The sequence below is a fragment of the Streptomyces cavernicola genome (genome assembly GCF_029968035.1).
GTDB classification, from domain to species: domain Bacteria; phylum Actinomycetota; class Actinomycetes; order Streptomycetales; family Streptomycetaceae; genus Streptomyces; species Streptomyces cavernicola.
Genome location: NZ_JASCIQ010000005.1, coordinates 77,961 through 102,235, shown reverse-complemented (window position 1 = coordinate 102,235; position 24,275 = coordinate 77,961). Strand labels below are relative to the sequence as shown.

The window sequence follows — 24,275 nt, the reverse complement described above, 5'->3', positions numbered from 1 at the left end:
TGGCCGGGGCGAGCACTGCCATACTTACGTCGCCGTAGGTTACGCAGCCGTAGGAACTGTGCGGGAAGACCGCGCCGGGCCTTTGGTGAGGACCGCAGGAATTCCCGTGACCCGGCGCACCTGCCGAAAACCCTCGACCCCACAGGGGACGCCCATGACCACGAGGTCCAAAGTGATCGACGACGCCCCGCGGGATTCCGCGGGGCGGAGCGCGGGTGACGAGGCGCCGCTGCCCTCCGCCACGCTCGGTGGTGAGCAGAAGCGTTCGCTCGAACAGATCACCCTGCTCCTCTTCATCACCGTTCCGTTCCTGGCGCTGCTCGCCGCGGTGCCGCTGGCCTGGGGGTGGGGGGTGAGCTGGCTGGATCTGGGGCTGCTCGTCTTCATGTACTTCCTGGGCTGCCACGGGATCACGATCGGCTTCCACCGCTACTTCACGCACGGCTCGTTCAAGGCGAAGCGGCCGCTGCGGATCGCGCTCGCGGTGGCGGGGTCGATGGCGGTGGAGGGCCCGCTGGTGCGGTGGGTGGCCGACCACCGCAAGCACCACAAGTTCTCGGACGCGGAGGGCGACCCGCATTCGCCGTGGCGTTTCGGCGAGACGATCCCGGCGCTGATGAAGGGCCTGTGGTGGGCGCACATCGGCTGGATGTTCGACGAGGAGCAGACGCCGCAGGAGAAGTACGCGCCGGATCTGATCAAGGACCCGGCGATCCGCCGTATCTCGCGTGACTTCATCTACTGGACGATGCTGTCGCTCGCGATTCCGCCGCTGGTGGGCGGTCTGGTGACGATGTCGTGGTGGGGCGCGTTCACGGCCTTCTTCTGGGGCTCTCTCGTACGGGTGGCGCTGCTTCACCACGTGACGTGGTCGATCAACTCGATCTGCCACGCGGTCGGCAAGCGGCCGTTCAAGTCCCGTGACCGGTCCGGGAACGTGTGGTGGCTGGCGGTCCTGTCCTGCGGCGAGTCCTGGCACAACCTGCACCACGCGGACCCGACGTCGGCGCGGCACGGGGTGATGCGCGGGCAGCTGGACTCGTCGGCGCGCCTGATCCGCTGCTTCGAGGTGTTCGGCTGGGCGCGGGACGTGCGCTGGCCGTCGCAGTCGCGTATCGACTCCCGGCGCAAGCCGCAGGCAGCGGACGCGGCCTGAGGCGGACACGGCATGATGGACGTCGTGGCGACCGACTCAAGCACCCCGAGCACATCGACCAGCACGAGCAGTGACCGGCCCGAGAAGACGCGGCGCGGCCGTCGTACGCGGATGACGGGGGCCGAGCGGCGTCAGCAGCTTCTGGAGATCGGCCGCACGCTGTTCGCCGCGAAGGGCTTCGAGGGCACGTCGGTGGAGGAGATCGCCTCGAAGGCGGGGGTCTCCAAGCCGGTGGTGTACGAGCACTTCGGCGGCAAGGAGGGCCTGTACGCGGTCGTCGTGGACCGGGAGATGCGGCAGCTGCTCGACATGGTGACGGGTTCGCTGACGGCGGGGCATCCGCGGGAGCTCCTGGAGCAGGCGGCGTTCGCGCTGCTCGACTACATCGAGGAGTACGCGGACGGCTTCCGGATCCTGGTCCGTGACTCGCCCATTCCGCAGTCCACGGGCTCGTTCGCGTCGCTGATCTCCGACATCGCGACGAAGGTCGAGGACATCCTGGGCCACGAGTTCAAGGCCCGCGGCTTCGACCCGAAGCTGGCGCCGCTGTACGCGCAGGCGCTGGTGGGGATGGTCGCGCTGACGGGTCAGTGGTGGCTGGACGCCCGTAAGCCGAAGAAGGCCGAGGTGGCCGCGCATCTGGTGAACCTGGCGTGGCACGGCTTGGACGGTCTTGAGGCGAAGCCCCGGTTGATAGGGCATCGCAAGAACTGAGCAGGGCCGAGAGGGCGGGGGCGGCGGCCCCCGCCCTTTTTTGTTTCCGCGTCAGCCGTCGACCGGCTCCAGGAATTCGAGCCGGTTGCCGACCGGGTCGTACGAGTAGAACCTGCGGTGTCCCGGCAGGTTCCCGTCCCACAGGACCTCGGCGCCGCGCTCGGCGAGCCGGGCCGCGTACGCCTCGATGCCGCGCACCCGGAGGCCGGGGTGTGCTTTGCGCGCGGGGCGGAAGTCGTCCTCGACGCCGATGTGCAGCCGCACCTCGCCGGCCTCGAACCAGCAGCCGCCGCGGGCCGCGAGGACGGGCGGCTTGGGCGCCTCCGTCATGCCGAGGACGTCCACGTAGTACGAGCGCAGGGTGTCCTCAGCACCGGGTGGGGCGGCGAGCTGGAGGTGATCGAGCGCGGTGATCACGGTTCGGCTCCGATCGGGAGGGGTGGCGCCGGGGGCGGTGGGCCCCCGGCGGCGGTCTCAGTCCGGTTTGGTGGCGAGGGCGAAGATGCGGCGGAACGGGAAGACGGTGCCGTGCGGGCCCGGTGGATACGCCTTGCGCAGCAGGTCTCGGTATTCGGCGAGGAAGTCCGCCGCGGCGTCCGGGTCGTCGGCGAGTTCGGTGAGGACGGGGCGCAGGGCGGTGCCCTTGACCCAGTCGAGCACGGGGTCCTCGCCCTGGAGGAGTTGGGAGTACGTGGTCTCCCAGGCGTCCGCCTCGCAGCCGAGGTCGGTGAGCCGGATCAGGTAGTCGGCGGGGTCGAGGATGTGGACGAAGCGGCGGCCGTGGTCCCCGAGGCGGGAGCGCCACTGCGGGCTCTCGCAGAGTTCGCCGAGCAGGGCGTGGCTGGGCGAGGTGAAGTTGCCGGGGACCTGGAAGGCGAGGGTGCCGCCGGGGCGGAGCGCGTCGATCCAGGCGGGGAAGGACTCGGCGTGGTCGGGCACCCACTGGAGCGCGGCGTTGGAGACGATCAGGTCGAAGGGCTCGTCGGGCACCCAGTGCGCGGCGTCGGCCGGCTGGAAGTCGAGGTGGCCGCCGCCGGGTGTGGGGCCCGCGAGTTCGGTGGCCTTGGCCAGCATCTCGGGGGAGCTGTCGAAGCCGGTGATGTGGGCGGTGGGCCAGCGGTCGGCGAGCAGGACGGTGACGTTGCCGGGGCCGCAGCCCAGGTCGGCGATGCGCGGTGCTTTGGAGGGTCCGCCGGGCCCGCCGGCGGGCAACTCCGGTATCTGCTCGAGCAGATCGAGAAAGGGCCGGGTCCTGTGGCTGGTGTGACGGAGGTACTGTTGCGGGTCCCAGGTCATTGCGGAATGCATGTTCGAGCTCCCTGCCAGGTACGCGGTGCATTTCCGGAAGGCACTTGCTTCGCGACGATGCCCACAGCGAAGCCGGAATATCTCTCGACGTCAAGAGACTTCACATCGAGGGACCCACTACACTGATCGCCATGGAGGACGAGGTCGATCGGCTGGTCGCGGCGTGGCGCAGAGAACGCCCCGACCTGGACGTGGAACCGCTCGAGGTGCTGAGTCGGGTGAGCAGGCTCGCCCGCCATCTCGACCGGGCCCGTCGGCTTGCCTTCTCCGAGCACAACCTGGAGCCCTGGGAGTTCGACGTCCTCACCTCGCTGCGGCGTGCGGGCGCTCCGTATCAGCTCTCGCCGGGACAACTGCTCACGCAGACCCTCGTCACCTCCGGCACGATGACCAACCGCATCGACAGGCTCGCCAAGAAAGGCCTGGTGGAGCGGCTTCCGGACCCGAGCGACCGGCGCGGTGTCCTGGTCCGTCTCACACCCGAGGGCCGGGACCGGGCCGACCAGGCGCTCGCCGGACTCCTCGACCAGGAGCGGGCCATCCTCGCGGAGCTCTCGCGTGCGCAGCGGGGTGAACTGGCCGGGCTGCTACGCCAGTTGACCGCCCCGTTCGACAACATCCCCGGCTAGCGCGGACTTCTCGGGCTCGACGGGGGCGACGCCCGCGCGCCGGGCGAGCGCGACGGCGGCGAGGGTGGAGTGGACCCCCAGCTTCCCCAGGACGTTCTGCATGTGCGTCCGGACGGTGTGCGGCGACAGGAAGAGGCGCTCGGCGACGGCTTTGCGCCCCAGGCCCGCGACCATGCAGCGCAGCACTTCCCGTTCGCGCGGCGTCAGGGACTCCACGAGCCGCTCGCTCTCGGTGCGGTGCTTGCGGGCGGCGGTGAGTTCGCGCAGTACGCCGGTGAGCAGGGCGGGCGGCAGGTGCGTCTCGTCCCGCAGGACGCCGCGGACGACGGTGAGCAGCCGGGACAGCGAGCTCTCCTTGGCGACCCAGCCGGAGGCGCCTGCCTGCAGGGCGTGCGCGGCGCGGCGCGGGTCGTCCTTCTCGGCGAGTACGACCGTACGGACCGCGGGGTGGGCCGAACGGACGCCTGCGACCAGGGAGATGCCGTCGACCGGCGCCTCGGCCGTGGCCTCGCCCTGACCTGCGTGCGCGCCGGCGCGCGGGGGTGCGGTGCGCATGCCGGGCAGGGCGAGGCCGCCGAGGTCGGCGTCGACGAGCAGGACGTCGAAGGGCCGGCCCTCGGCGAGGCCGCGCTCCAGGCAGCGCAGGGCGGCGGGGCCGCTGCCCGCGGCTGCCACGTCGACGTCGGGCTCGGCGGCGAGTGCGGCCGCCAGTGACTCGGCGAAGATGCGGTGGTCGTCGACGACCAGGACCCGGATTCGGACCACGTGATACCCCCAGGCTCGTGTTCCGGGGAGCGCCTGGCCCCCGAACCCCCCGGTGGGAGACGGCAGTTGCGACAACGGCACGGGTACGGCGCCCGGGGTGCGGGGTCGCTTCGTCGTCGGAGCCTCGGCCGCCGCCGTGCTCTGACTGCTACCCCCACTCCGGGTGCCGTACCCGGCTGTCTCGTCCCCTGATGCACAGCACCGGCCCCCACCGGTGCTGTGCATCAGAGTACGACCGGGCGCGGTCGGCGCAAGGAACTTCGGCAGAACTGTTCTCTCCCCCACCCCGCCCCTTCCCGAAAGTCCTGGCGGACGGCTTCGGGGGCCGGCCCCCGGACCCCCTCCCCCAAGCTCTCGGCTTCGCTCGAGCAGGGGGGACCCCCATCTCAAACGCCGGAGAGGCTGAATTTGGGCGGCGATACGACCCCGTCAGGGGCACGGGGAACCGCGCGACCAGCCACGACGGCACCGCACCCGAACGACAGCCGAGGACCGGGCCGCAGCCCCGGCCTTTCAGGGGCGCAGCCCCGGCCTTTCAGGGGCGCGGGGAACTGCGCGACCTGCCACGACGGCGCGGCAGCCGAAAACGCAGCGCCGCAGCCACGCGGCCACGCGGCCGTAGCCGCATATCAGGCACAGCCGGGAAGGGGCGGGGTAGGGGAAAGATCAGGCCAGGCGGCGTGCGCCCGAAGACGGGACCGCGGGGAAGACCCGCGGCTGGGTGAGCCCCGCTTCCGTGAAGGCCGCGGCCAGGGCCTTCGTGACCGTGTCCGCCGAGGACGACTCCACCAGGGCGATCGCCGACCCCCCGAACCCGCCCCCCGTCATCCGCGCCCCCAGCGCCCCGGACGACAGGGCCGTGTCGACCGCCAGGTCCAACTCCGGGCAGGAGATGCGGAAGTCGTCCCGCAGCGAGGCGTGGCCTTCCGTCAGGACGGGGCCGATGGCGCGGACCTCGCCGGCCGAGAGGAGTTCGATGACGCGCTCCACCCGCCGGTTCTCGGTGACGATGTGGCGGACCAGGCGCCGCACCTCCGCGTCGTCGAGCCGGTCGAGCGCCGCGTCCAGGTCCTCGTAGGCGATGTCCCGCAGGGCCGTCACGCCGAGGGCGGCCGCGCCCTCCTCGCAGCCGGCGCGGCGCTTGCCGTACTCGCCGTCGCTGTGGGCGTGCTTGACCTGGGTGTCGACGACGAGGAGCTGCAGGCCGAGGGCGGCCAGGTCGAAGGGGATCTGCTGCTGTGCCAGGTCGCGGGTGTCGAGGAACAGGGCGTGCCCGTCCGTGCAGCAGGCCGATGCGGTCTGGTCCATGATGCCGGTGGGCGCGCCGACGAAGACGTTCTCGGCGCGCTGGCAGAGGCGGGCCAACTGCCAGCGGTGCAGGCCGAGTTCGCACAGCTCGCTCAGCGCGAGGGCCGTGACGACCTCCAGGGCCGCGGAGGAGGAGAGGCCCGCGCCCGTCGGCACCGTCGACTCGATGTGGACGTCGGCGCCACCCACCGCGTGCCCGGCGTCGCGCAGCGCCCAGGCGACGCCCGCGACGTAGTCGGTCCAACTGCCCGACGGGGTGAGCTCGTCGAGGCGCAGTTCGACGGGGGCGCCGGGCACGTCCGCGGAGTGCAGTCGCAGTACGCCGTCGTCGCGGCGGCGGACCGCCGCGACCGCGGTGTGCGGGAGCGCGAAGGGCATCACGAACCCGTCGTTGTAGTCGGTGTGTTCACCGATCAGGTTGACGCGTCCGGGGGCGGCCCAGACCCCGTCCGGCGCACCCCCGTAGAGGGCCTCGAAGGCCTCGGCCGCGCTCACTTGGCCTCCCGCTGCGCGAACGCCCATGCGTCGGCGACGATGCCCGCGAGGTCGGCGCGGGACGGGTTCCAGCCGAGCTTCTCGCGCGCGGTGTCCGCGGAGGCGACGAGAGCGGCCGGGTCGCCGGCCCGGCGCGGGGCCATGACCTCGGGGATCGGGTGGCCGGTGACCTCGCGGACGGTCTCGATGACCTCGCGGACGGAGAAGCCGTTGCCGTTGCCGAGGTTGCAGATCAGGTGCTCGCCGGAGGTCGCGGCGTCGAGGGCGAGCAGGTGGGCCTCGGCGAGGTCGGCGACGTGGATGTAGTCGCGTACGCAGGTGCCGTCCGGGGTCGGGTAGTCGTCGCCGAAGACGGAGATGGCCTCGCGGCGGCCCTGGGCGACCTGGAGGACGAGCGGGATGAGGTGCGACTCGGGGTCGTGCCGCTCGCCCGAATCTCCGTACGCGCCCGCCACGTTGAAGTAGCGGAGCGAGACGGCCGCGAGCCCGTGGGCCGCGCACTCGCCGGAGATCATGTGGTCGACGGCGAGCTTGGATGCGCCGTACGGGTTGGTGGGCGCGGTCGGGGCGGTCTCGCGGATCGGGACCTCCTCGGGCTCGCCGTAGGTGGCGGCCGTGGAGGAGAACACCAGCTTGCGGACGCCGGCCGAGCGCATCGCGGCGAGCAGCGCCATGGTGCCGCCGACGTTGTTCTCCCAGTACTTCTCGGGCTTGACGACGGACTCGCCGACCTGCGAGAACGCGGCGAAGTGCAGCACCGCGTCATACGCCGACTCACCAGCGTCCAGCCACTTGGCGGCATCCCGGATGTCGCCCTCGATGAACTCGGCGCCCGCGGGCACGCCTTCGCGGAAGCCGGTGGAGAGGTTGTCGAGGACCGTCACCTCGTGGCCCGCCTCCAGAAGATGCGCGGCCACCACACTGCCGACATAGCCCGCGCCACCCGTGACCAGGTACTTCCCGCTCATGAACTCGCTACCTCTCGCAGTCGCTCGGCCGCGGTCTCCGGCGGCACGTCGTTGATGAACACGTTCATGCCGGATTCGGAACCCGCGAGGAACTTCAGCTTGCCGGAAGTGCGTCGAATGGTGAAAAGCTCGAGGTGCAGCGCGAATTCGTGGCGGTCCACCTCGTACTCCCCCAGGTCCGTGAACGGCGCCTGGTGCCAGGCGGCGATGTACGGCGTGGGCGGTTCACCGGGGCCGAAGATCCGGTCGAAGCGTCGCAAGAGCTCCAGATAGACCTGGGGGAACTCGGTGCGCGCGGCCTCGTCGAGCGCGAGCAGATCGGGCACGCGCCGCTTGGGGTGCAGATGCACCTCGTACGGCCAGTGCGCCGCGTGAGGGACGTACGCGATCCAGTGCTCGGCGTCCAGGACGACCCGTTCTGCGGCGCTTTCCTCGGCGAGTACGTCGTCGAAGAGGTTGCGGCCGGCCCGCTTCCGGTGGGCGGCGAGGGAGCGGAGCATCAGGGCGGTGCGCGGAGTGACGTCCGGGTAGCCGTAGATCTGGCCGTGCGGGTGGCCGAGGGTCACGCCGATCTCCGCGCCGCGGTTCTCGAAGCAGAAGACCTGTGCGACGGACGGCAGTCGGGACAGCTCGGCGGTCCGGTCGGTCCAGGCGTCGAGGACGAGCCGGGCCTGTTCGTCGGAGAGGTCGGCGAAGGACGCGTCGTGGTCGGAGGTGAAGCAGACGACCTCGCATCGCCCGGAGTCGTCGGCGAGGGAGGGGAAGCGGTTCTCGAAGACGACCACGTCGTACGAGGAGTCGGGGATCTCGGTGAGCCGGTCCCCGGCGGTGGGGCACAGGGGGCACTCGTCGGCCGGCGGGAGGTAGGTGCGGCCCTGGCGGTGCGAGGCGACGGCGACGAAGTCGCCGAGCAGCGGGTCCCGGCGGATCTCGGAGTTGGTGGCGACCGGGTCGAGGGGGCGGCGGTCGACGGCCGTCCGGGCCACGTCGTCCTTCGCGTCGTAGTGGATGAGCTCACGACCGTCGGCGAGCCGGGTCGAGGTCTTCTTCACGTCTGGGACTCCCCCATCACAGCCACGTACACATAAACAGAATCGAACATAACAAACCACAACTGAACAGCACCGTCAACGATCACGATCAAACAAAGAACACCAACACAAGTGTTCAGTTTCTGAAGCTGGGGGCGTAGGTTCCGGTCTGATCAGTTCGCGCAACGAAGCGAGAGACAGCGAGAGACCCTCCATGCACTACTTGGCCGACGGGCTACGGCTCCCCACCAACGGGCTGGACTACGCGATCCTGGCGATCTACTTCGCCGTCGTCCTGGGCATCGGTTTCGCCGCCCGGCGCAGCGTGAAGACCAGCCTCGACTTCTTCCTCTCCGGGCGCTCCCTGCCCGCCTGGGTCACGGGCCTCGCCTTCGTGGCCGCCAACCTCGGCGCCACCGAGATCCTGGGCATGGCCGCCACCGGCGCGCAGTACGGCGTGGCCGTCGTGCACTGGTACTGGATCGGCGCCATCCCGGCCATGGTCTTCCTCGGCCTGGTGATGATGCCCTTCTACTACGGCTCCAAGGTTCGAAGCGTGCCTGAGTTCCTGCTCCAGCGCTTCGACAAGTCCGCACATCTGCTGAGCTCGGTCCTGTTCGCTTTCGCCTCGATCCTGATCGCGGGCGTCAACCTGTACGCCCTGTCGATCGTGGTCGAGGCGCTGCTCGGCTGGCCGCAGTGGGTGTCGATCGTCGTCGCCGGGCTCTTCGTCCTCGCGTACATCACGATCGGCGGTCTCTCCTCGGCGATCTACAACGAGGTCCTGCAGTTCTTCGTGATCCTCGCGGCGCTGATACCCCTGACGATCCTCGGCCTGAAGCGGGTCGGCGGCTGGGACGGCCTCAGCGACTCGCTCACGCGGCAGCACGGCGGCGACTTCCTCACCGCCTGGGGCGGTACGGGCATCGGCGACCCCAACCCGCTCGGCGCGAACTGGCTGACCATCGTGCTCGGCCTCGGCTTCGTGCTGTCCTTCGGCTACTGGACGACCAACTTCGCCGAGGTGCAGCGCGCCCTGTCCGCGAAGAACCTGTCGGCGGCCCAGCGCACCCCGCTGATCGCCGCGTTCCCGAAGATCTTCATCGTCTTCATCGTGATGATCCCCGGCCTGGTCGCCGCCGTCCTCGTCCCGAAGATCGGCACCGCGGGCTCGGACCTGACGTACAACGACGCGATCCCGCTGCTCATGCAGGAGTTGCTGCCCAACGGTGTGCTCGGCATCGCCGTGACCGGTCTGCTCGCCGCGTTCATGGCGGGCATGGCGGCGAACGTCTCGTCCTTCAACACCGTGTTCACGGCCGACATCTGGGCCAAGTACGTGGTCAAGGGGCGCCCGGACACGTACTACTTGAAGTTCGGGCGGCTGATCACCGCGATCGGTGTGCTCGCCTCGATCGGCACGGCCTTCCTCGCCGCGAGCTTCAGCAACATCATGGGGTATCTGCAGACGCTGTTCTCCTTCTTCAACGTGCCGATGTTCGTGGTCTTCATCATCGGCATGTTCTGGAAGCGGGCCTCCATGAAATCCGGTGTGTGGGGTCTGCTCGCGGGCACCACGGCCGCGATGGTCAACTACTTCGTCATCTACAAGCAGGGCGTCATCGACATCCCCTCCGACCAGGGCGCCAACTTCGTCTCCGCGATCGTCGGCTTCGTCGCCGGCGCGCTGGTGATGGTCCTCGTCACCCTGTTCACCGCGCCCAAGCCGGAGGCCGAGCTCGCCGGTCTGGTGTACGGCACCAAGTCGCCCGGCATGGAGGAGCCTCCCCAGGAGGGCGACCAGGTCTGGTACCGCAGGCCCGCCCTGCTCGGCTGGGGCGCGATCGTCCTTGCCGCCGCCTGCTACGTCCCGTACTCCTTCTGACCCCGATCGGAGGCACCCAGAATGTCTGAACTGCAGCGCGAAGTCTCCGAGTTGGAGGCCAGGTCCGCCACCGCCGCCCGTCTCTTCGACATCCGGCGCATCATCGGCGGCCTGTTCGTGGTGTACGGCGTGATCGTCACGATCGCCGGGATCACCGCGTCCGAGGCCGACCTGAAGAAGGCCCAGGACATCAACATCAACCTGTGGACGGGCCTCGCGATGCTGGCCCTCGGCCTGTTCTTCCTGGGCTGGGTGTGGCTCAGGCCGACCCAGGCTCCGACCCCGGCCGAGGCCCCGCAGGAATAGCCACAGTCGTTGCCCGGTCGAGCAGGCCTGTACGCGCCGCGAGCGCCGCCGCCTCCAGGCGGGAGCCGACGTCCAGCTTCATCAGGACCCGCTGTACGTGCGTACGGGCCGTGCTCGGCGCTATGCCCATGCCCGCCGCGATCAGCCGGGTGTCCTCGCCGTCCGCCACCCGCACCAGGACCTCGACCTCGCGCGGCGTCAGGAGCTGCAGCAGCCGGTGGCCCTCGTCGTCGGCCTTGGCGGGCGGGTTGAGCAGGTCGGCGAACGCACCCGCCAACAGCGCCGGCGCCACGGCCGCCTCCCCCGCCCTGGCCTTCATGATGGCCCGCTCGACGCCCTCGATGCGCTCGTCGTGCCGTACGTAACCGGAGGCGCCCGCGGCGAACGCCGCCGCTATGCCGCGCGGCGACGGCACCGGGCCGAGGACGAGGACCGCGACCTGCGGCCGGTCCCGCTTGATCCGCACCACCGGGTCGAACGCGCCCGGCTCCGCCGGGGCGGCCGTGCCGAGAACGCACACCTCCGGCGCGCGCTGCACCACGAGGTCGGCCGCTCCGGCGGCCGGCGCGGCGGCGGCGAGCACCCGGTGGCCGCGCAGTTTCAGGGCCGAGGCGAGCGCCTCGGCATGCAGACGGTGATCGTCGACCACCATGAGCCGCACCACCATCGCGCCACCCCCAGATCCCCTGCGACCCGTCGGCGGCGGGGACCCCCCGGCCCGCCGTTCCCCGGAAGCTACACGCTTGTTCGACATCGCGCGCCCCCTACCGGAGAGATGCCGCCCGATTGCCGAAAATCCCGCGCCCTGTCCACCGGGTGGGAAACGGGACGCGGGCCGTCTCCCCCCGGTGGAGGGAGACGGCCCGCGTGAAGTGACCGCGTGAGTCCGCGTGAGTCCGCGTGAGTCCGCGTGAAGTGACCGCGCCGCGCGCTCAGTTGGCGCCGAACACCACCGCGAGGTTCCGCTTGCGGGTGTCGGCCGCGCTCGGCTTCGACATCAGCTTGTCCGAGATGTACAGGGCTCCGTCGCCGTAGAGCATCTCGGCCCCGTCGGGCAGAACGAACTGCGTCTCGGCGTCACGGATGTCCTCCTGCGCCGGGTTCTCAAGGAGCACCGTCTGCTTGCCGGTCTTCGGGTCGATGGTGACGACCTGACCGCCCTTGTCGTACGGCGGGATCTTGTACGCGAGGATGTTCGTGCCGTCCATCCGCAGCGGCAGCATCTGGTACTTCTCGCCCGCGTCCGCCTTGGGGCCGGCCGTCTTGCCGGTGGCCAGGTCGAAGGCGACGATCTCGTTCGTCATGCCGTAGTCGCCGCTGCCCTGGTGCTGGGCCGTCGGCAGGTACACCCGGTCGTTGCCGACGACGACTCCGTTGCACTCCTGGACCATGTTCACGTCGCAGTCGAGCTGGTACTCGCGCTTGCCGAGCGCCGCCTTGCTGCGCAGCTTGCCCGCCTCGTCCAGGGCGAAGATGTCCGTGACGCCGGTGTCGGTGATCTCACCCGAGTCCACGCCGAACACCACCGGCTTCGTCGACATCACCTTGGCGTTGTCGATGCCGGGGGGCAGCTTGTACGTCCACTTGGGAGTGCCCGAGACCGCGTCGATCAGCTGGACCTCGACCCGCGGGTTGTCGTACGAGCCGCACTCGCGGACCGCGACCAGCTGCTCGCCGCCCGCGTACCCGGCGTCCTTGCAGGTGTCAGAGGGCTTGGGCGCCCAGCGGGGCTTGCCGGACTTCAGCTCGAAGGCCGCGCCGCCGTCCGTGCCGCCGCCGACCGCGACGGTCTGCTCGGAGATGACGATCTCCTGGAAGTCGGCCTTGTCACCGCCGTCGCTGACCTCCTTCTGCCACAGCTTGTCGCCGGTCTTGGTGTCGAAGACGGCGATCTGGCTGCAGCCGTTGTACTCCTTCTTGCCCTCGGCCTCGAAGACCACGGCGGCCAGGCCGTCCTCCGAGACCTGGCGGGAGCCGGCGCAGGTCGGCCCGGACAGCGGCAGCGTCCACAGCTCCTTGCCGCTCTTCGGCTCGTACCCGACGATCTTGCTGTCGCCGCTCTTCACGTACGCGTCGTCGGTGAGCCAGGAGCCCTTGACGCTGAGGGTGGTGTCGGCGCCGACCTTCGGGGCGGGCAGCTGGAAGCGGACCTGCGACGCGGTGTTCGACGGGACCTTCTCCTCGCCGCCGCCACCGGCCGGACCGCTGTCGCCGCCCTTGCCGCCGGTGGTCTCGCCGGCCTTGGCCTCTTCCTTGGGGTCACCGCTGGAGGACGAGTACCAGACACCGCCGCCGACGATCAGCGCGACCGCGACCACCGAGGCGACGATGATCGCCATCTGCGAGTTGAACTTCTTGCCGCCACCGGGGCCGCCGGGGCCGCCCATCGGCTGGGTGACGTGCTGCGGCGGGTACTGCTGGTAGCCGTACGGCGGCTGGCCCGGGGCCGGATATCCGTACCCCTGCTGACCCGGCTGACCCGGCTGACCCGGCTGACCCGGCTGGCCCGGCGGGGGCGTGCCCGGCGCGGGCGGCGGCGGGGTGCCGGGCGCCTGCGGCGGATAGCCGTACGCCGGCTGGCCGGGCGGCGGGCCCGGGGGCTGCGCGGGCGGGGGCGTGCCGGGCGCGGGCGGCGGCGGGGCGCCGAAGCCACCGGCGGGGGGCGGGCTCTGCGGCGCGCCGAAACCCTCCTTGCGGGGGTCGTTCGACGGCTGGGGCGGCGGCGGGGGCGGCTGCGTCATCGTTTCTTCTACCTGTCTGACTGGGGGACGGGCCGGGGGGACGGGCCGGGCGTACAAACGGCCAGAGGGCGTCCCGCCGGTCCGCGAGCGGTGGGCTCGCGGAACTCGGGGGACGCCCCTGGGGACTTACTCGCCGAAGGACAGCATGCGGGGCTCCTCGTCGCCGTCACGACCCATGAGCCGCGAGGACGTGGCGTAGAGACGGCCGTCCGCGTAGGCCATCTGCCCCATGCCGACCACGGAGTTCTCGACGCTCGCCGTGGTCTCCGGGTGCTGCAGGAGCACCTTCGGCTTGCCGCCTTCGGGGCCGAACCGCACGGTCTGGCCGGCCTTGTCGAAGGTCGGCTCGACGTACGCGATCAGGTTGCCGGAGTCGTCCGCGGCGAGCGGGAGCAGCGAGCGCGGGTCCTCGGTCTCGCCGCGCCACTTGGGCTTTCCGCTGTCGAGGTCGAACGCGATGATCTCGTTGCTGCGGTCGTAGTCGCCGGACTTCTTCGTCTCGGTGGCCATGAAGAAGAGGTCGTCGGTGGCGACCATGCCCTGGCAGCTCTGCAGCTCCTTCTCCAGGATGGACATGCCGCAGCGCTGCGTGAACGAGTCCTTGCCGCCGTCGAGCTGCGAGCGGACCTTGCCGTTGTCCTTGAACGCGACGATGTTCCAGGACTTGTCGTCCCGGTTGACCAGGGAGACGACGAGCGGCTTGACCGAGTAGACCTTCTGCACCTGGAAGCCCTTGGGCGTCATGAAGCGCCACTTGACCTTGCCGGTCTGCGGGTCGATCGACTTGAGCTGCTCGTTCTTGTCCGGCTGGGCCAGGCAGGAGTCGACGGCGAGCACCGAATCCCCGTCGGCGGCGAAGGAGTTGGGGAAGCAGCCCCGGTCCTTCTTCAGGGTGTACTGCTCCTTGCCGTCCTTCAGGCTGTACGCGCTGCCCGACTGGGAGCGGGCCACCATCACGTTCTCGCCGGCGATCTCCAGGTCGAGCGTGACGGTCGAGTCGAAGAGGCCGCCCGTCTCGGTCTTCTTCTGCCAGCCCTTCTCACCCGTGTTGAGGTCGATCATCTGGAGCTGGTTGCACTTGCTCTTCTCCTGGCTGTCCGTGTCCTTGTGGGCCACGACGACCATGCCGTCCTCGGAGGGGCGGGGCGGGGTGTCGCACACGGCGTGCGGCAGCTTGACGCTCCAGGCCTTGCTGCCGTCGCTCGTCTTGAAGGCGGTGACCTCCTTGTACCCGGCCTGGATGACGTGGTCGCCCACGGTCCAGATGTTCATGAGCTCGGCGCCGTTGCGCGGGGTGTCGAGATCGTTCTTGGCCACCCAGGCCTTCGCCTCGCCGGGCTTGCGGCCGGAGTTGAGGTCGTCCTCGCCGCCGTCGCGGCTGCCCGCGGTCTCCTCGCCTGCGTCGGTCGGCTTGTTGTCGCCGCCGCCCTTGGCGATGGGCTGCTTCTTCTTCGGCTCCTCGTCACCGCTGGTGGCGAACCAGACGCCGCCGCCGATCACGAGGACCGCGGCGAGGGCCGCACCGATGACGACGGCGGGCTTGCCCTTGAACGGGTTGCCCGAGCCGCCGGGGCCTCCGGGGCCGCCGGGCATGCCGGGCGCGGGCGCCCCCGGGTACTGCGGCTGCTGCGGGTATCCGTACGGCGCCTGCCCGGGAGCGCCGGGGGCTCCGGGCTGCCCCGGCTGACCGTACGGACCCGGCTGCGCCTGGGCGTACGGGTTGTCGGCGGCCGGCTGGCCGGGCTGCGGGTAGCCGTACCCGGGCTGTGCGGGCGGCGGCGCGACCGGAGGAGCCGCGGGCGGCGGCGCGGGCGGCGGGGTGGCGGGCGGCGCGGACGGCGGAGCGGGAGGCACCGGAGGTGTCTGCGGCGGCTGACCGGGCGCCTTGGACATCCCCTGCTGAGGGTCCTGCGGTGCCCCGGCACCACCGGGCGGCTGCGGCGGCTGACTCATCAGCGGTGTACCTCTTCACACGGGTCCCGCAGCCCGACCGACCTCCCCCGCAATTCCGTTGGTCAAATCCCCCCGGAAAGGAGCGAATCGGGCATTGTCCCCGTATCTGTATGTCTGTCGAGCGGGGCTTCTTTTTACCACTGCCCATGGACACACGGCGGCGCCGGTCGCCCCCTTGTTCCCAAGGGAGGACCGGCCCGTGATGCACTCGTTACGGCACAGCCGCGCGGCTACTAACCGATCTCGTTGTACTTCCAGCCGGCCAACTCGCAGGTGTCGGCGCCCGCGTCGTCGATGCACACTTCGATGGTCGCGGCAGCGATTCCCCGGCTGTCGCTGGCCTGCAGGTTGTTGTAGTGGTTACCGTCACCGGCGCCACCGGTGACCCAGCGCTTGGAGTACCGCACCACCGTGCCCCCACGCGTCTTGGTGACCAGCCGGGCGTACGCCCGATGCCCGTCCGCTTTGGTGTCGTCGACTGCCAGGTCCACGTTCACGATCTTGTTCTTCGTGTACCAGTCCCACCCGACCGCAGCTCGGGCGGCCGAGTTGACACTCGTGCTGGCACCGGCCTCCTGAGCGTGGCTGGGCGCCGCTCCGGCGAACAGAACTCCTGCAGCGACGCCGGACGCGAGTAGTGCGTGACGCAGCTTGATCATGTTTCCCCCGTCAATCTGGTCTCGAACGCCCCATGAAACAAAGGGCGTTACGCGAACCCTAGCAAAGTGATCGACTGCGCAATCAGCCCGCGTCCTCGGCCAGTTCCAGCCAGCGCATCTCCAACTCTTCGCGCTCGCCGACGAGTTCGCGCAGCTCGGCGTCGAGTTGAGCGACGCGGCCGAAGTCCGTGGCGTTCTCGGCGATCTGCGCGTGGAGCTTCGTCTCCTTTTCGGAGATCTTGTCCAGTTGGCGCTCGATCTTCTGCAGTTCCTTCTTCGCGGCACGGGCGTCCGCCGAGGACTTCGCCGGCGCCGTGCCGCTCTGCGGCGCGGACGCGGCCGGGGTCGCCGCGGCGGCGACGGCCTCCTCCATGCGGTGCCTGCGCTCCAGGTACTCGTCGATGCCGCGCGGCAGCATCCGCAGCGCGCCGTCGCCGAGCAGGGCGAACACCTTGTCCGTGGTGCGCTCGATGAAGAAACGGTCGTGCGAGATGACCACCATCGAGCCGGGCCAGCCGTCGAGAACGTCCTCCAGCTGCGTCAGCGTCTCGATGTCGAGGTCGTTGGTGGGCTCGTCGAGGAACAGGACGTTCGGCTCGTCCATCAGGAGCCGGAGGATCTGCAGCCGCCGCCGCTCACCGCCCGACAGGTCGCCCACGGGCGTCCACTGCTTCTCCTTGCCGAAGCCGAACTGCTCGCACAGCTGGCCCGCGGTCAGCTCCCGGCCCTTGCCGAGGTCGACCCGGTCCTTGACCTGCTGCACGGCCTGCAGCACCCGCCAGGTCGGGTCCAACTCGCCGACCTCCTGGGAGAGATAGGCCAGCTTCACGGTCTTGCCGACGACGACCTTGCCCGCCGCGGGCTGCTCCTCGCCCTGGCTGCGGGCGGCCGCCGCGAGCGCGCGCAGCAGCGAGGTCTTGCCCGCGCCGTTCACACCGACCAGGCCGATGCGGTCACCGGGGCCGAGCTGCCAGGTCAGGTGCTTGAGCAGCACCTTCGGGCCGGCCTGTACGGTCACGTCCTCCAGGTCGAAGACCGTCTTGCCGAGCCGGGCGCTCGCGAACTTCATCAGCTCGGAGGTGTCGCGCGGCGGCGGCACATCGGCGATCAGCTCGTTGGCGGCCTCGATGCGGTAGCGCGGCTTGGACGTACGGGCGGGGGCTCCGCGCCGCAGCCAGGCCAGCTCCTTGCGCATCAGGTTCTGCCGCTTGGCCTCCTCGGTGGCGGCGATCCGCTCGCGCTCGGCCCGCGCGAAGACGTAGTCGCTGTAGCCGCCCTCGTACTCGAAGACGTCGCCGCGCTGCACGTCCCACATGCGGGTGCAGACCTGGTCGAGGAACCAGCGGTCGTGGGTGACGCAGACGAGCGCGGAGCGGCGCTCGCGCAGATGCCCGGCGAGCCAGGCGATGCCCTCCACGTCCAGGTGGTTGGTGGGCTCGTCGAGGACGATCAGGTCCTGCTCGGCGATGAGCAGCTTGGCCAGCGCGATACGGCGGCGCTCGCCGCCGGAGAGCGGGCCGATGACCGTGTCGAGGCCCTTCTCGAAGCCGGGCAGGTCGAGGCCGCCGAAGAGGCCGGTCAGTACGTCCCTGACCTTGGCGTCGCCCGCCCACTCGTGGTCGGCCATGTCGCCGATGACCTCGTGCCGGACGGTGGCCTCGGGGTCGAGGGAGTCGTGCTGTGTGAGGACGCCGAGGCGCAGGCCGCCGCTGTGCGTGACCCTGCCGGTGTCGGCCTCCTCCAGCTTGGCGAGCATCCGGATGAGGGTGGTCTTGCCGTCGCCGTTGCGGCCCACGACGCCGATGCGGTCGCCCTCGGAGACGCCGAGGGAGACTGCGTCGAGCAGGGCACGGGTGCCGTACACCTTGCTGACTGCCTCGACATTGACGAGGTTGACTGCCATTTCACTCCTGGGGTGCGTTCGGGTCGACGTCCCAGCGTAGTCCGTTCGGCACCGTTGCCCGGGGGCCCCTTCTTCCTTCCCCACCCCGCCCCTTCCCGAAAGTCCTGGCGGACGGCCACGGGGGCTGCACCCCCGGACCCCCGCTCCCCGGGGCTGCCGCCCCTGAACCCCACCACGGGGCTCCGCCCCGGACCCCGCTGCTCAAACGCCGGAGGGGCTGAATTCACCCCCAGCAGGGGCTGTGACATCTGCGGCTCCGCCGCGTAGGCACGACCGGCCACGACGGCGGGAACGGAGCGAAGCCCCGACAGAAGCGCAGGGAACTGCGCGACCAACCACCACAGCGCGACAGACGAACGACAGCTGGTGGCGGGGCGGAGCCCCGAAAGGGGCGCGGGGAACTGCGCGACCAGCCACGACGGCGCGGCAGACGAACGACAAGCCGGGGGCGGGGCCAGGGGCGAAGCCCCCGGACCCGAAAGGGGCGCGGGGAACTGCGCGACCAGCCACGACGGCGCGGCAGACGAACGACAGCTGGGGGCGGGGCGAAGCCCCGACAGGGGCGCGGGGAACTGCGCGACCAGCCACCGCGGCGGGGCAGACGAACGACAAGCCGGGGGCGGGGCCAGGGGCGAAGCCCCCGGACCCGAAAGGGGCGCGGGGAACTGCGCGATCAGCCACGACGGTGGGGCAGGCGAACGACGGCTGGGGGCGGGGCGGAGCCCCGAGGTCGGGTCCGGGGGCGGCAGCCTCGGGCAGGGACTGGCGGGGCGGAGCCCCGACATACAGGGGCTAGCTCGTAGGAGAGGTGAGCGTCGCACCCGGGGCCGGGGACGAGGCCACGCGCGCCGCGCGACAGGTACCGGACTTGCGCAGGGCCTCCGCAACCCCCTCCGCCGACCCCGCATCCGCCGCGAGGAACGCCGTCGTCGGACCCGAGCCGGAGACCAGGGCGGCAAGGGCGCCCGCGTCCAGGCCCGCCGTGAGCGTCGACTCGAGCGCGGGGAAGAGGGAGAGCGCGGCCGGCTCCAGGTCGTTGCTCAGCACCCCGGCGAGCGCCTCCGCGTCCCCGGCGCGCAGGGCTTCGATGAGCGCGGGCGAGGCTTCGGGGGCGGGGACGTCGTGGCCCTCCCACATGCGGTCGGACTCGCGGTACACGGCCGGCGTGGACAGCCCGCCGTCGGCCACCGCGAAGACCCAGTGGAAGGTGCCGCCGACCGCGAGCTCGGTGAGCCGCTCGCCGCGCCCGACGCCGAGCGCCGCCCCGCCGACCAGGCTGAACGGCACGTCGCTGCCCAACTCGGCGCAGATGTCGAGGAGTTCGGCACGGGATGCGTTCGTACCCCACAGCGCGTCGCAGGCGACCAGCGCGCCCGCCGCGTCCGCGCTGCCGCCCGCCATACCGCCGGCGACGGGGATGTCCTTGGCGATGTGCAGATGTACGTCGGCCGGAACCCCGTACCGCTCCCCCAGCGCAAGCGCCGCGCGCGCCGCCAAGTTGCTCGCGTCCAGCGGGACTTGAGCCGCGTCCGGGCCCGAGCACGTCACCCGCAACGAGTCGGCGGGGGTCGCCGTGACCTCGTCGTACAGGCCGACCGCCAGGAACACGTTGGCCAGGTCGTGGAAGCCGTCGGGCCGGGCGCCGCCGACCGCCAGCTGGACGTTGACCTTCGCGGGTACGCGTACCGTCACACTCACTGCCCGGCCCCCTTGTTCTCGGCGATCTTCGCGAACTGCTCGACGGTGAGGGCCTCGCCGCGCGCCTGCGGGGAGACCCCGGCGGCGACGAGCGCGGCCTCGGCCGCTGCGGCCGAACCGGCCCAGCCGGCGAGGGCGGCGCGCAGGGTCTTGCGGCGCTGGGCGAACGCGGCGTCGACGACGGCGAAGACCTCCGCGCGGGAGGCGGTCGTCGCGACGGGCTCGGTGCGCCGGACCAGGGAGACCAGGCCGCTGTCCACGTTCGGCGCGGGCCAGAAGACGTTGCGGCCGATGGCGCCGGCGCGCTTGACCTCCGCGTACCAGTTGGCCTTCACGGAGGGCACTCCGTAGACCTTCGAGCCGGGGGTGGCGGCGAGGCGGTCGGCGACCTCGGACTGCACCATGACGAGCGTGCGGTCGATGCTCGGGAACGTCGCGAGCATGTGCAGGAGGACGGGCACGGCCACGTTGTACGGCAGGTTCGCGACGAGCGCGGTGGGCGGCGGGCCGGGCAGCTCGTCGACGAGCATCGCGTCGGAGTGCACGAGCGCGAAGCGGTCGGCGCGCTGCGGCATCCGGGCCTCGATGGTGGCGGGCAGCGCGGCGGCGAGGACGTCGTCGATCTCGACGGCCGTGACCCGGTCCGCGGTCTCCAGGAGCGCGAGCGTCAGCGAGCCGAGCCCGGGGCCGACCTCCACGACCACGTCGTCGGGGCGCACCTCGGCGGTGCGGACGATCCGGCGGACGGTGTTGGCGTCGATGACGAAGTTCTGGCCGCGCTGCTTGGTGGGGCGTACACCCAGGGCGGCGGCCAGTTCACGGATGTCGGCCGGGCCGAGGAGGGCGTCGGGGCTCGCGCTGTTGCTCACCGCACAAGGGTAAGGGGGGTTCGTTCGTGGCCCGTACCGGCTACAGCCGCGCCCCGCAGTGCGGCCAGGGGCTCGCGCCGCGCTGCACGTACAGCTTCTTCGCGCGGTACGTCTGCTCGGCGGCCGGTGCGTCCTGGGGGCGGCCGCTCCCGCCGAGGCGCTGCCAGGTGCCGGTGTCGAACTGGTAGAGCCCGCCGTACGTGCCCGAGGGGTCGACCGCGTCGGGCCGGCCGCCGGACTCGCACTGGGCGAGCGCGTTCCAGTCGAGCCCGTCGGCGCCCTGCACGCCGGTCGGCAGCGGCCGGGTGCCGACCTTCACGTGCTGGGCCTGCGGGGCGCGCACCACCTGGGACTCGATCCGCCGCGGCCGCTGCCGCACGCCGTTGACGGTGCGCAGTTCGTACGTGACGCGGCGCGCGCCCTGGCGTCCGGCGCGCTCCACGACCTCGGTGCCGCGGTAGAGCATGGCGTCCTGGGTACGGCGCACATCGAAGGCGATGGGTTCCTCGCGCACCTCCCGGCTGCCGGTGATGCGCAGGACGGTGAGGGTCTGGCCGTCGCGCGGGAACGAGTCGGGCGGTACGGAGGTGGTGTCCTGGCCGCGCAGCGAGATCCCGGCCTCGGCTACGGCCTCGCGCACGGTCGCGGCGTTGGTGCGGAGGGTGCGCTCGCGGCCGTCGGCCATGACGGTCACGGTGCGTTCGGTGCGCACGTCGAGGTCGAGGCCGGTGCGGGCGATGCGCGCGGAGCGGTCGACGGAGAGGTACGCGCCCTCCGCCCGCACCCCGAGCCCGCGCAGCGCGCCCTCGACGGTGCGTGCCGTCGTCCACACCTGGCGGCGCTCCCCGTCGAGGGTGAGGCGGACGGGCCGGCCGTACCGCACGACGACCTCGTCGCCGCTGGCGAGCGGGGCGCCGGGGGCGGGGGCGACGATGTCGTGGGCGCCGACGTCCAGGCCCTCTTCGGCGATGAGCTCGCCGACGTCGTCCGCGAAGGTGTGCAGGGTGCGCGGCTCGCCGTCGACGGAGAGCCGGACGGCCTTGTCCTCGGCGACGAACGCGGTGGTGCCGCCGGCGAGGAAGGCGACGACGAGGGCCTGCGGCAGCAGCCGCCGCAGGGCTTCGGGCCGCTCGGCGCTCTGCCTGCGCCGGGCCGCGCGCCTGGCCTCGGCCCGCCCACCGGCAGGAGCGGGGGCCGGGGCGGCGTCCCGTGGCGGTGCGACGGTCGAGCCGCGCCATTCATCAACGTTCACGACGAAGCGCTCCAGTACGGTCCTGATCTCGGGCGAGCAGAACCTAGCGGAGCGGGCAGCCGGCCGTCACTCTCCCGACTCGTACGGTCACACTGTGTCGCAACCTTGCCCTGCGTTCCGGCACCCAACCCGTTATCGGTCAGTAATCAAATGCGCGCGCAGTGTTGTCCCGTACCGCCTCCGCAAGGGCGTCCTCGTCGATGCCCTTCACCTTGGCCATGGCCCGCAGCGTGACCGGAATGAGATAGGGCGCATTAGGCCGACCGCGGTAGGGCGCGGGCGTCAGGAAGGGCGCGTCGGTCTCGACCAGGACGAGTTCGAGGGGCGCCACGTCGAGGGCGTCGCGCAGCGGCTGGGCGTTCTTGAAGGTGACGTTGCCGGCGAAGGACATGAAGTAGCCCTGCTCGGCGCAGAGTTGGGCCATCGCGGCGTCGCCGGAGTAGCAGTGGAAGACGGTGCGCTCGGGGGCGCCCTCCTCCTTGAGCACGCGCAGGACGTCGGCGTGCGCCTCGCGGTCGTGGATGACGAGGGCCTTGCCGTGCCGCTTGGCGATCTCGATGTGCGCGCGGAACGACCGCTCCTGCGCGTCCTTGCCCTCGGGCCCGGTGCGGAAGTAGTCGAGCCCGGTCTCGCCGACGCCCTTGACCTGCGGGAGGGCGGCGAGCCTGTCGATCTCGGCGAGCGCCTCGTCGAGCGCCGCGTCCCCGCCGGGCTCGCGCGCGCCCTGCCGGGACCACCCGTCGGGGTCCCCGAGGACGATCCGGGGGGCCTCGTTGGGGTGCAGGGCGACGGTGGCGTGCACGGCCTCGTACTGCGCGGCCGTCTCGGCCGCCCAGCGGGAGCCCTTCAGGTCGCAGCCGACCTGGATCACGGTCGTCACGCCGACGGACGCCGCGTCGGCGAGGCTCTCGGCGACCGTGGCCGCCTGCATGTCGAGGTGGGTGTGCGAGTCCGCGACCGGAACCCGCAGGGGTTCCGGCAGCGGCGGCGGTGCGTCTTTGGCGTCCTTGACGTCCTTCGGGCTCATGCCTCCGATCCTACGAAGGCGGCTGCCGCCGCTCCTCGTCGTGGTGGTGCCGGAAGGGGCGCAGCAGGTCGGAGAGGTGCCAGTGGCGCTCGGACTTCCGGGCGACGTCCTCCCCGGACTCGGGCGCCGCGGCCTCCTCGGGCTCCGCCTTCTCCGCCTTCTCCGCCGCGGGCTGGCCTGCGTACTCGAAAGGCTGCCCGTAAGGGATCCTCTGCACCGAGGACACCTGCCCCGCCCGCATGATCCGGACGACATGGCCGCCGCAGTTCATACAGGTGGGCCGGGTCAGCGGGGACGGCACCCGGTGGCCGTCGACCACGTACATCACGAATTCGTTGCCCTTGCCGTCGACGAAGTGCTCGATGTCGTACGACTGCTCCCATCCGTGCCCGCAGCGCATGCAGGCGAAGGAGTACGACTCCTGAACGGTGGCTATGGCCTCGTGCGGCATACCCGTGGCGATGCGGCCGGTGGTCTCACTCATGCCAGCTCCTCTTGTCCGCTGGACAAGCACGTACCGGGACGGGGCTCGCGTCCCTTCACATCCAGTGGACGCCCGCGCCCGGTGGGAGCGCATCAGACCTGTCGAGTATTGGAGCGTTCTTGGCCTTCTCCAGGAAGAACCGGCCTGGTGCGCGGCCTGGGCTTTGCCTTTCAGGTTAGTCCTTTGCCGTCCTGTGGCGCGCTGCGAGCCGCATTCTTTGCCGCGACCACGGCATCGAACACCTCGCGCTTGGGTAGCCCCGCCTCGGCCGCGACCGCCGCGATCGCCTCCTTGCGTCGCTCGCCCGCCTCCTCGCGCACCTGCACCCTGCGCACCAGCTCGTCCGCGTCGAGCTCCTCGACGGTCTCGGCGGCGCCCTCGACGACGACGGTGATCTCGCCGCGCACCCCCTCGGCGGCCCAGGCGGCGAGCTCGCCGAGCGGGCCGCGCTTCACTTCCTCGTACGTCTTGGTCAGCTCGCGGCAGACGGCCGCGCGGCGCTGCTCGCCGAAGGCCTCGGCCATCGCGGCGAGGGTGTCGTCGAGGCGGTGCGGGGCCTCGAAGTAGACGAGGGTGCGGCGCTCGTCGGCGACCTCGGCGAGGCGGCTGCGGCGCTCGCCGGCCTTGCGCGGCAGGAAGCCCTCGAAGCAGAAGCGGTCCACGGGAAGCCCGGACAGGGCGAGCGCCGTGAGCACCGCGGACGGACCGGGCACGGCGGTGACCTTGATGTCCCGCTCGACGGCGGCGGCGACCAGGCGGTAGCCCGGGTCGGACACGGACGGCATCCCCGCGTCGGTGACGAGCAGCACCCGCGACCCGCCCGCGAGCGCCTCGACCAGCTCCGGCGTACGGGCGGCCTCGTTGCCCTCGAAGTACGAGACGATCCGGCCGGCCGGCTGCACGCCGAGCGCCTGGGTGAGGCGGCGGAGCCTGCGGGTGTCCTCGGCGGCCACGATGTCCGCCGACTCCAGCTCGGCGGCGAGCCGGGGCGGGGCGTCGGAGGTGTCGCCGATGGGGGTGCCTGCGAGTACGAGCGTTCCTGCTGTCACGGGGCCATCCTCGCAGGGAACGGGCACTGCCCCGCCCGCCGGGCGGACCACTCATGGGCCGGGATGCGGGCCGGG

22 protein-coding genes are annotated in these 24,275 nt (G+C 71.3%); 5 read left to right on the top strand and 17 right to left on the bottom strand.

Annotation, left to right across the window (positions count from 1 at the left end; genetic code table 11):
- Positions 1 to 154 precede the first annotated feature (154 nt).
- Together QIS96_RS06650 and QIS96_RS06645 are read left to right on the top strand one after the other, a co-directional pair.
- Positions 155 to 1,156, top strand: coding sequence for an acyl-CoA desaturase (locus QIS96_RS06650; RefSeq protein WP_282541452.1), 1,002 nt, complete (start codon positions 155 to 157; stop codon positions 1,154 to 1,156).
- Positions 1,157 to 1,168: 12 nt separating this feature from the next.
- Positions 1,169 to 1,870, top strand: coding sequence for a TetR/AcrR family transcriptional regulator (locus tag QIS96_RS06645; RefSeq protein ID WP_282541451.1), 702 nt, complete (start codon positions 1,169 to 1,171; stop codon positions 1,868 to 1,870).
- Positions 1,871 to 1,921: 51 nt separating this feature from the next.
- Here QIS96_RS06645 and QIS96_RS06640 read toward each other — a convergent pair whose 3' ends face one another.
- Both QIS96_RS06640 and QIS96_RS06635 read right to left on the bottom strand, forming a co-directional pair.
- A complete protein-coding gene (locus QIS96_RS06640; RefSeq protein WP_282541450.1) occupies positions 1,922 to 2,287 on the bottom strand; it encodes a VOC family protein in 366 nt (121 codons plus the stop codon).
- A gap of 57 nt (positions 2,288 to 2,344) precedes the next feature.
- Complete coding sequence (locus QIS96_RS06635) at positions 2,345 to 3,178, bottom strand: trans-aconitate 2-methyltransferase (RefSeq protein ID WP_282541449.1); 834 nt, start codon at positions 3,176 to 3,178, stop codon at positions 2,345 to 2,347.
- Between the two features lie 131 nt (positions 3,179 to 3,309).
- On the opposite strand from QIS96_RS06635, the gene tamR reads away from it, so the two are divergent.
- The gene (tamR, locus tag QIS96_RS06630) at positions 3,310 to 3,807 is read left to right on the top strand and encodes a MarR family transcriptional regulator TamR (RefSeq protein WP_282541448.1); all 498 of its coding nucleotides are present in this window, start codon (positions 3,310 to 3,312) and stop codon (positions 3,805 to 3,807) included.
- Here the strand turns inward: tamR and QIS96_RS06625 are convergent.
- The 4 genes from QIS96_RS06625 to galT form a co-directional block, all read right to left on the bottom strand.
- Positions 3,766 to 4,572, bottom strand: coding sequence for a LuxR C-terminal-related transcriptional regulator (locus QIS96_RS06625; RefSeq protein ID WP_282541447.1), 807 nt, complete (start codon positions 4,570 to 4,572; stop codon positions 3,766 to 3,768). The two genes, tamR and QIS96_RS06625, sit on opposite strands and share 42 nt — an antisense overlap.
- A 666-nt stretch (positions 4,573 to 5,238) precedes the next feature.
- A complete protein-coding gene (gene galK, locus QIS96_RS06620) occupies positions 5,239 to 6,402 on the bottom strand; it encodes a galactokinase (RefSeq protein ID WP_408907134.1) in 1,164 nt (387 codons plus the stop codon).
- Positions 6,372 to 7,343 carry a UDP-glucose 4-epimerase GalE gene (galE, locus tag QIS96_RS06615; RefSeq protein WP_282541445.1) on the bottom strand — a complete coding sequence of 324 codons (972 nt, stop codon included), beginning with the start codon at positions 7,341 to 7,343 and terminating at the stop codon, positions 6,372 to 6,374. The genes galK and galE overlap by 31 nt, the downstream gene beginning before the upstream one ends.
- Positions 7,340 to 8,395, bottom strand: coding sequence for a galactose-1-phosphate uridylyltransferase (galT, locus tag QIS96_RS06610; protein ID WP_282541444.1), 1,056 nt, complete (start codon positions 8,393 to 8,395; stop codon positions 7,340 to 7,342). Before galT ends, galE begins: the two co-directional genes overlap by 4 nt.
- Positions 8,396 to 8,588: 193 nt before the next feature.
- On the opposite strand from galT, the gene QIS96_RS06605 reads away from it, so the two are divergent.
- A complete protein-coding gene (locus QIS96_RS06605) occupies positions 8,589 to 10,259 on the top strand; it encodes a sodium:solute symporter family protein (protein ID WP_282541443.1) in 1,671 nt (556 codons plus the stop codon).
- 21 nt (positions 10,260 to 10,280) lie between these two features.
- Positions 10,281 to 10,565 (top strand): hypothetical protein, encoded by a 285-nt coding sequence (locus tag QIS96_RS06600; protein WP_282541442.1) that lies wholly within the window; start codon positions 10,281 to 10,283, stop codon positions 10,563 to 10,565.
- Here the strand turns inward: QIS96_RS06600 and QIS96_RS06595 are convergent.
- The 11 genes from QIS96_RS06595 to rsmI form a co-directional block, all read right to left on the bottom strand.
- A complete protein-coding gene (locus QIS96_RS06595) occupies positions 10,519 to 11,232 on the bottom strand; it encodes a response regulator transcription factor (protein WP_282541441.1) in 714 nt (237 codons plus the stop codon). The two genes, QIS96_RS06600 and QIS96_RS06595, sit on opposite strands and share 47 nt — an antisense overlap.
- Before the next feature lie 265 nt (positions 11,233 to 11,497).
- On the bottom strand, positions 11,498 to 13,306 hold the full coding sequence (locus tag QIS96_RS06590) for an outer membrane protein assembly factor BamB family protein (protein WP_282541440.1): 1,809 nt from the start codon (positions 13,304 to 13,306) through the stop codon (positions 11,498 to 11,500).
- A 126-nt stretch (positions 13,307 to 13,432) separates the two neighbouring features.
- The gene (locus QIS96_RS06585) at positions 13,433 to 15,259 is read right to left on the bottom strand and encodes an outer membrane protein assembly factor BamB family protein (protein ID WP_282541439.1); all 1,827 of its coding nucleotides are present in this window, start codon (positions 15,257 to 15,259) and stop codon (positions 13,433 to 13,435) included.
- A 233-nt stretch (positions 15,260 to 15,492) separates the two neighbouring features.
- The gene (locus QIS96_RS06580) at positions 15,493 to 15,918 is read right to left on the bottom strand and encodes a hypothetical protein (RefSeq protein ID WP_282541438.1); all 426 of its coding nucleotides are present in this window, start codon (positions 15,916 to 15,918) and stop codon (positions 15,493 to 15,495) included.
- A gap of 82 nt (positions 15,919 to 16,000) precedes the next feature.
- Positions 16,001 to 17,821 carry an ABC-F family ATP-binding cassette domain-containing protein gene (locus QIS96_RS06575; protein WP_282541437.1) on the bottom strand — a complete coding sequence of 607 codons (1,821 nt, stop codon included), beginning with the start codon at positions 17,819 to 17,821 and terminating at the stop codon, positions 16,001 to 16,003.
- A gap of 792 nt (positions 17,822 to 18,613) precedes the next feature.
- Complete coding sequence (locus QIS96_RS06570) at positions 18,614 to 19,519, bottom strand: 4-(cytidine 5'-diphospho)-2-C-methyl-D-erythritol kinase (RefSeq protein ID WP_282541436.1); 906 nt, start codon at positions 19,517 to 19,519, stop codon at positions 18,614 to 18,616.
- Positions 19,516 to 20,388, bottom strand: a complete 873-nt coding sequence (gene rsmA, locus QIS96_RS06565; RefSeq protein ID WP_282541435.1) for a 16S rRNA (adenine(1518)-N(6)/adenine(1519)-N(6))-dimethyltransferase RsmA — start codon at positions 20,386 to 20,388, stop codon at positions 19,516 to 19,518. Before rsmA ends, QIS96_RS06570 begins: the two co-directional genes overlap by 4 nt.
- 40 nt (positions 20,389 to 20,428) lie before the next feature.
- A complete protein-coding gene (locus QIS96_RS06560; RefSeq protein ID WP_282541434.1) occupies positions 20,429 to 21,640 on the bottom strand; it encodes a resuscitation-promoting factor in 1,212 nt (403 codons plus the stop codon).
- Between the two features lie 139 nt (positions 21,641 to 21,779).
- On the bottom strand, positions 21,780 to 22,667 hold the full coding sequence (locus QIS96_RS06555) for a TatD family hydrolase (protein WP_282541433.1): 888 nt from the start codon (positions 22,665 to 22,667) through the stop codon (positions 21,780 to 21,782).
- A gap of 10 nt (positions 22,668 to 22,677) precedes the next feature.
- Entirely contained in the window at positions 22,678 to 23,151 is a 474-nt protein-coding gene (locus QIS96_RS06550) for a hypothetical protein (RefSeq protein WP_282541432.1), read from the bottom strand.
- 170 nt (positions 23,152 to 23,321) lie between these two features.
- Positions 23,322 to 24,200, bottom strand: coding sequence for a 16S rRNA (cytidine(1402)-2'-O)-methyltransferase (gene rsmI, locus QIS96_RS06545; protein WP_282541431.1), 879 nt, complete (start codon positions 24,198 to 24,200; stop codon positions 23,322 to 23,324).
- Positions 24,201 to 24,275: the final 75 nt, after the last annotated feature.

Bases quoted from the DNA above. Each gene is read 5' to 3' on its own strand.
- QIS96_RS06650 (WP_282541452.1), top strand. From the start codon at position 155: ATGACCACGAGGTCCAAAGTGATCGACGACGCCCCGCGGGATTCCGCG.
- QIS96_RS06605 (WP_282541443.1), top strand. From the start codon at position 8,589: ATGCACTACTTGGCCGACGGGCTACGGCTCCCCACCAACGGGCTGGAC.
- galK (WP_408907134.1), bottom strand. From the start codon at position 6,402: ATGGGCGTTCGCGCAGCGGGAGGCCAAGTGAGCGCGGCCGAGGCCTTC.
- QIS96_RS06550 (WP_282541432.1), bottom strand. From the start codon at position 23,151: ATGAGTGAGACCACCGGCCGCATCGCCACGGGTATGCCGCACGAGGCC.
- QIS96_RS06595 (WP_282541441.1), bottom strand. From the start codon at position 11,232: ATGGTGGTGCGGCTCATGGTGGTCGACGATCACCGTCTGCATGCCGAG.
- QIS96_RS06575 (WP_282541437.1), bottom strand. From the start codon at position 17,821: ATGGCAGTCAACCTCGTCAATGTCGAGGCAGTCAGCAAGGTGTACGGC.
- QIS96_RS06585 (WP_282541439.1), bottom strand. From the start codon at position 15,259: ATGAGTCAGCCGCCGCAGCCGCCCGGTGGTGCCGGGGCACCGCAGGAC.
- QIS96_RS06590 (WP_282541440.1), bottom strand. From the start codon at position 13,306: ATGACGCAGCCGCCCCCGCCGCCGCCCCAGCCGTCGAACGACCCCCGC.
- QIS96_RS06600 (WP_282541442.1), top strand. From the start codon at position 10,281: ATGTCTGAACTGCAGCGCGAAGTCTCCGAGTTGGAGGCCAGGTCCGCC.
- QIS96_RS06635 (WP_282541449.1), bottom strand. From the start codon at position 3,178: ATGCATTCCGCAATGACCTGGGACCCGCAACAGTACCTCCGTCACACC.
- galE (WP_282541445.1), bottom strand. From the start codon at position 7,343: ATGAGCGGGAAGTACCTGGTCACGGGTGGCGCGGGCTATGTCGGCAGT.
- QIS96_RS06580 (WP_282541438.1), bottom strand. From the start codon at position 15,918: ATGATCAAGCTGCGTCACGCACTACTCGCGTCCGGCGTCGCTGCAGGA.
- QIS96_RS06555 (WP_282541433.1), bottom strand. From the start codon at position 22,667: ATGAGCCCGAAGGACGTCAAGGACGCCAAAGACGCACCGCCGCCGCTG.
- tamR (WP_282541448.1), top strand. From the start codon at position 3,310: ATGGAGGACGAGGTCGATCGGCTGGTCGCGGCGTGGCGCAGAGAACGC.
- QIS96_RS06645 (WP_282541451.1), top strand. From the start codon at position 1,169: ATGATGGACGTCGTGGCGACCGACTCAAGCACCCCGAGCACATCGACC.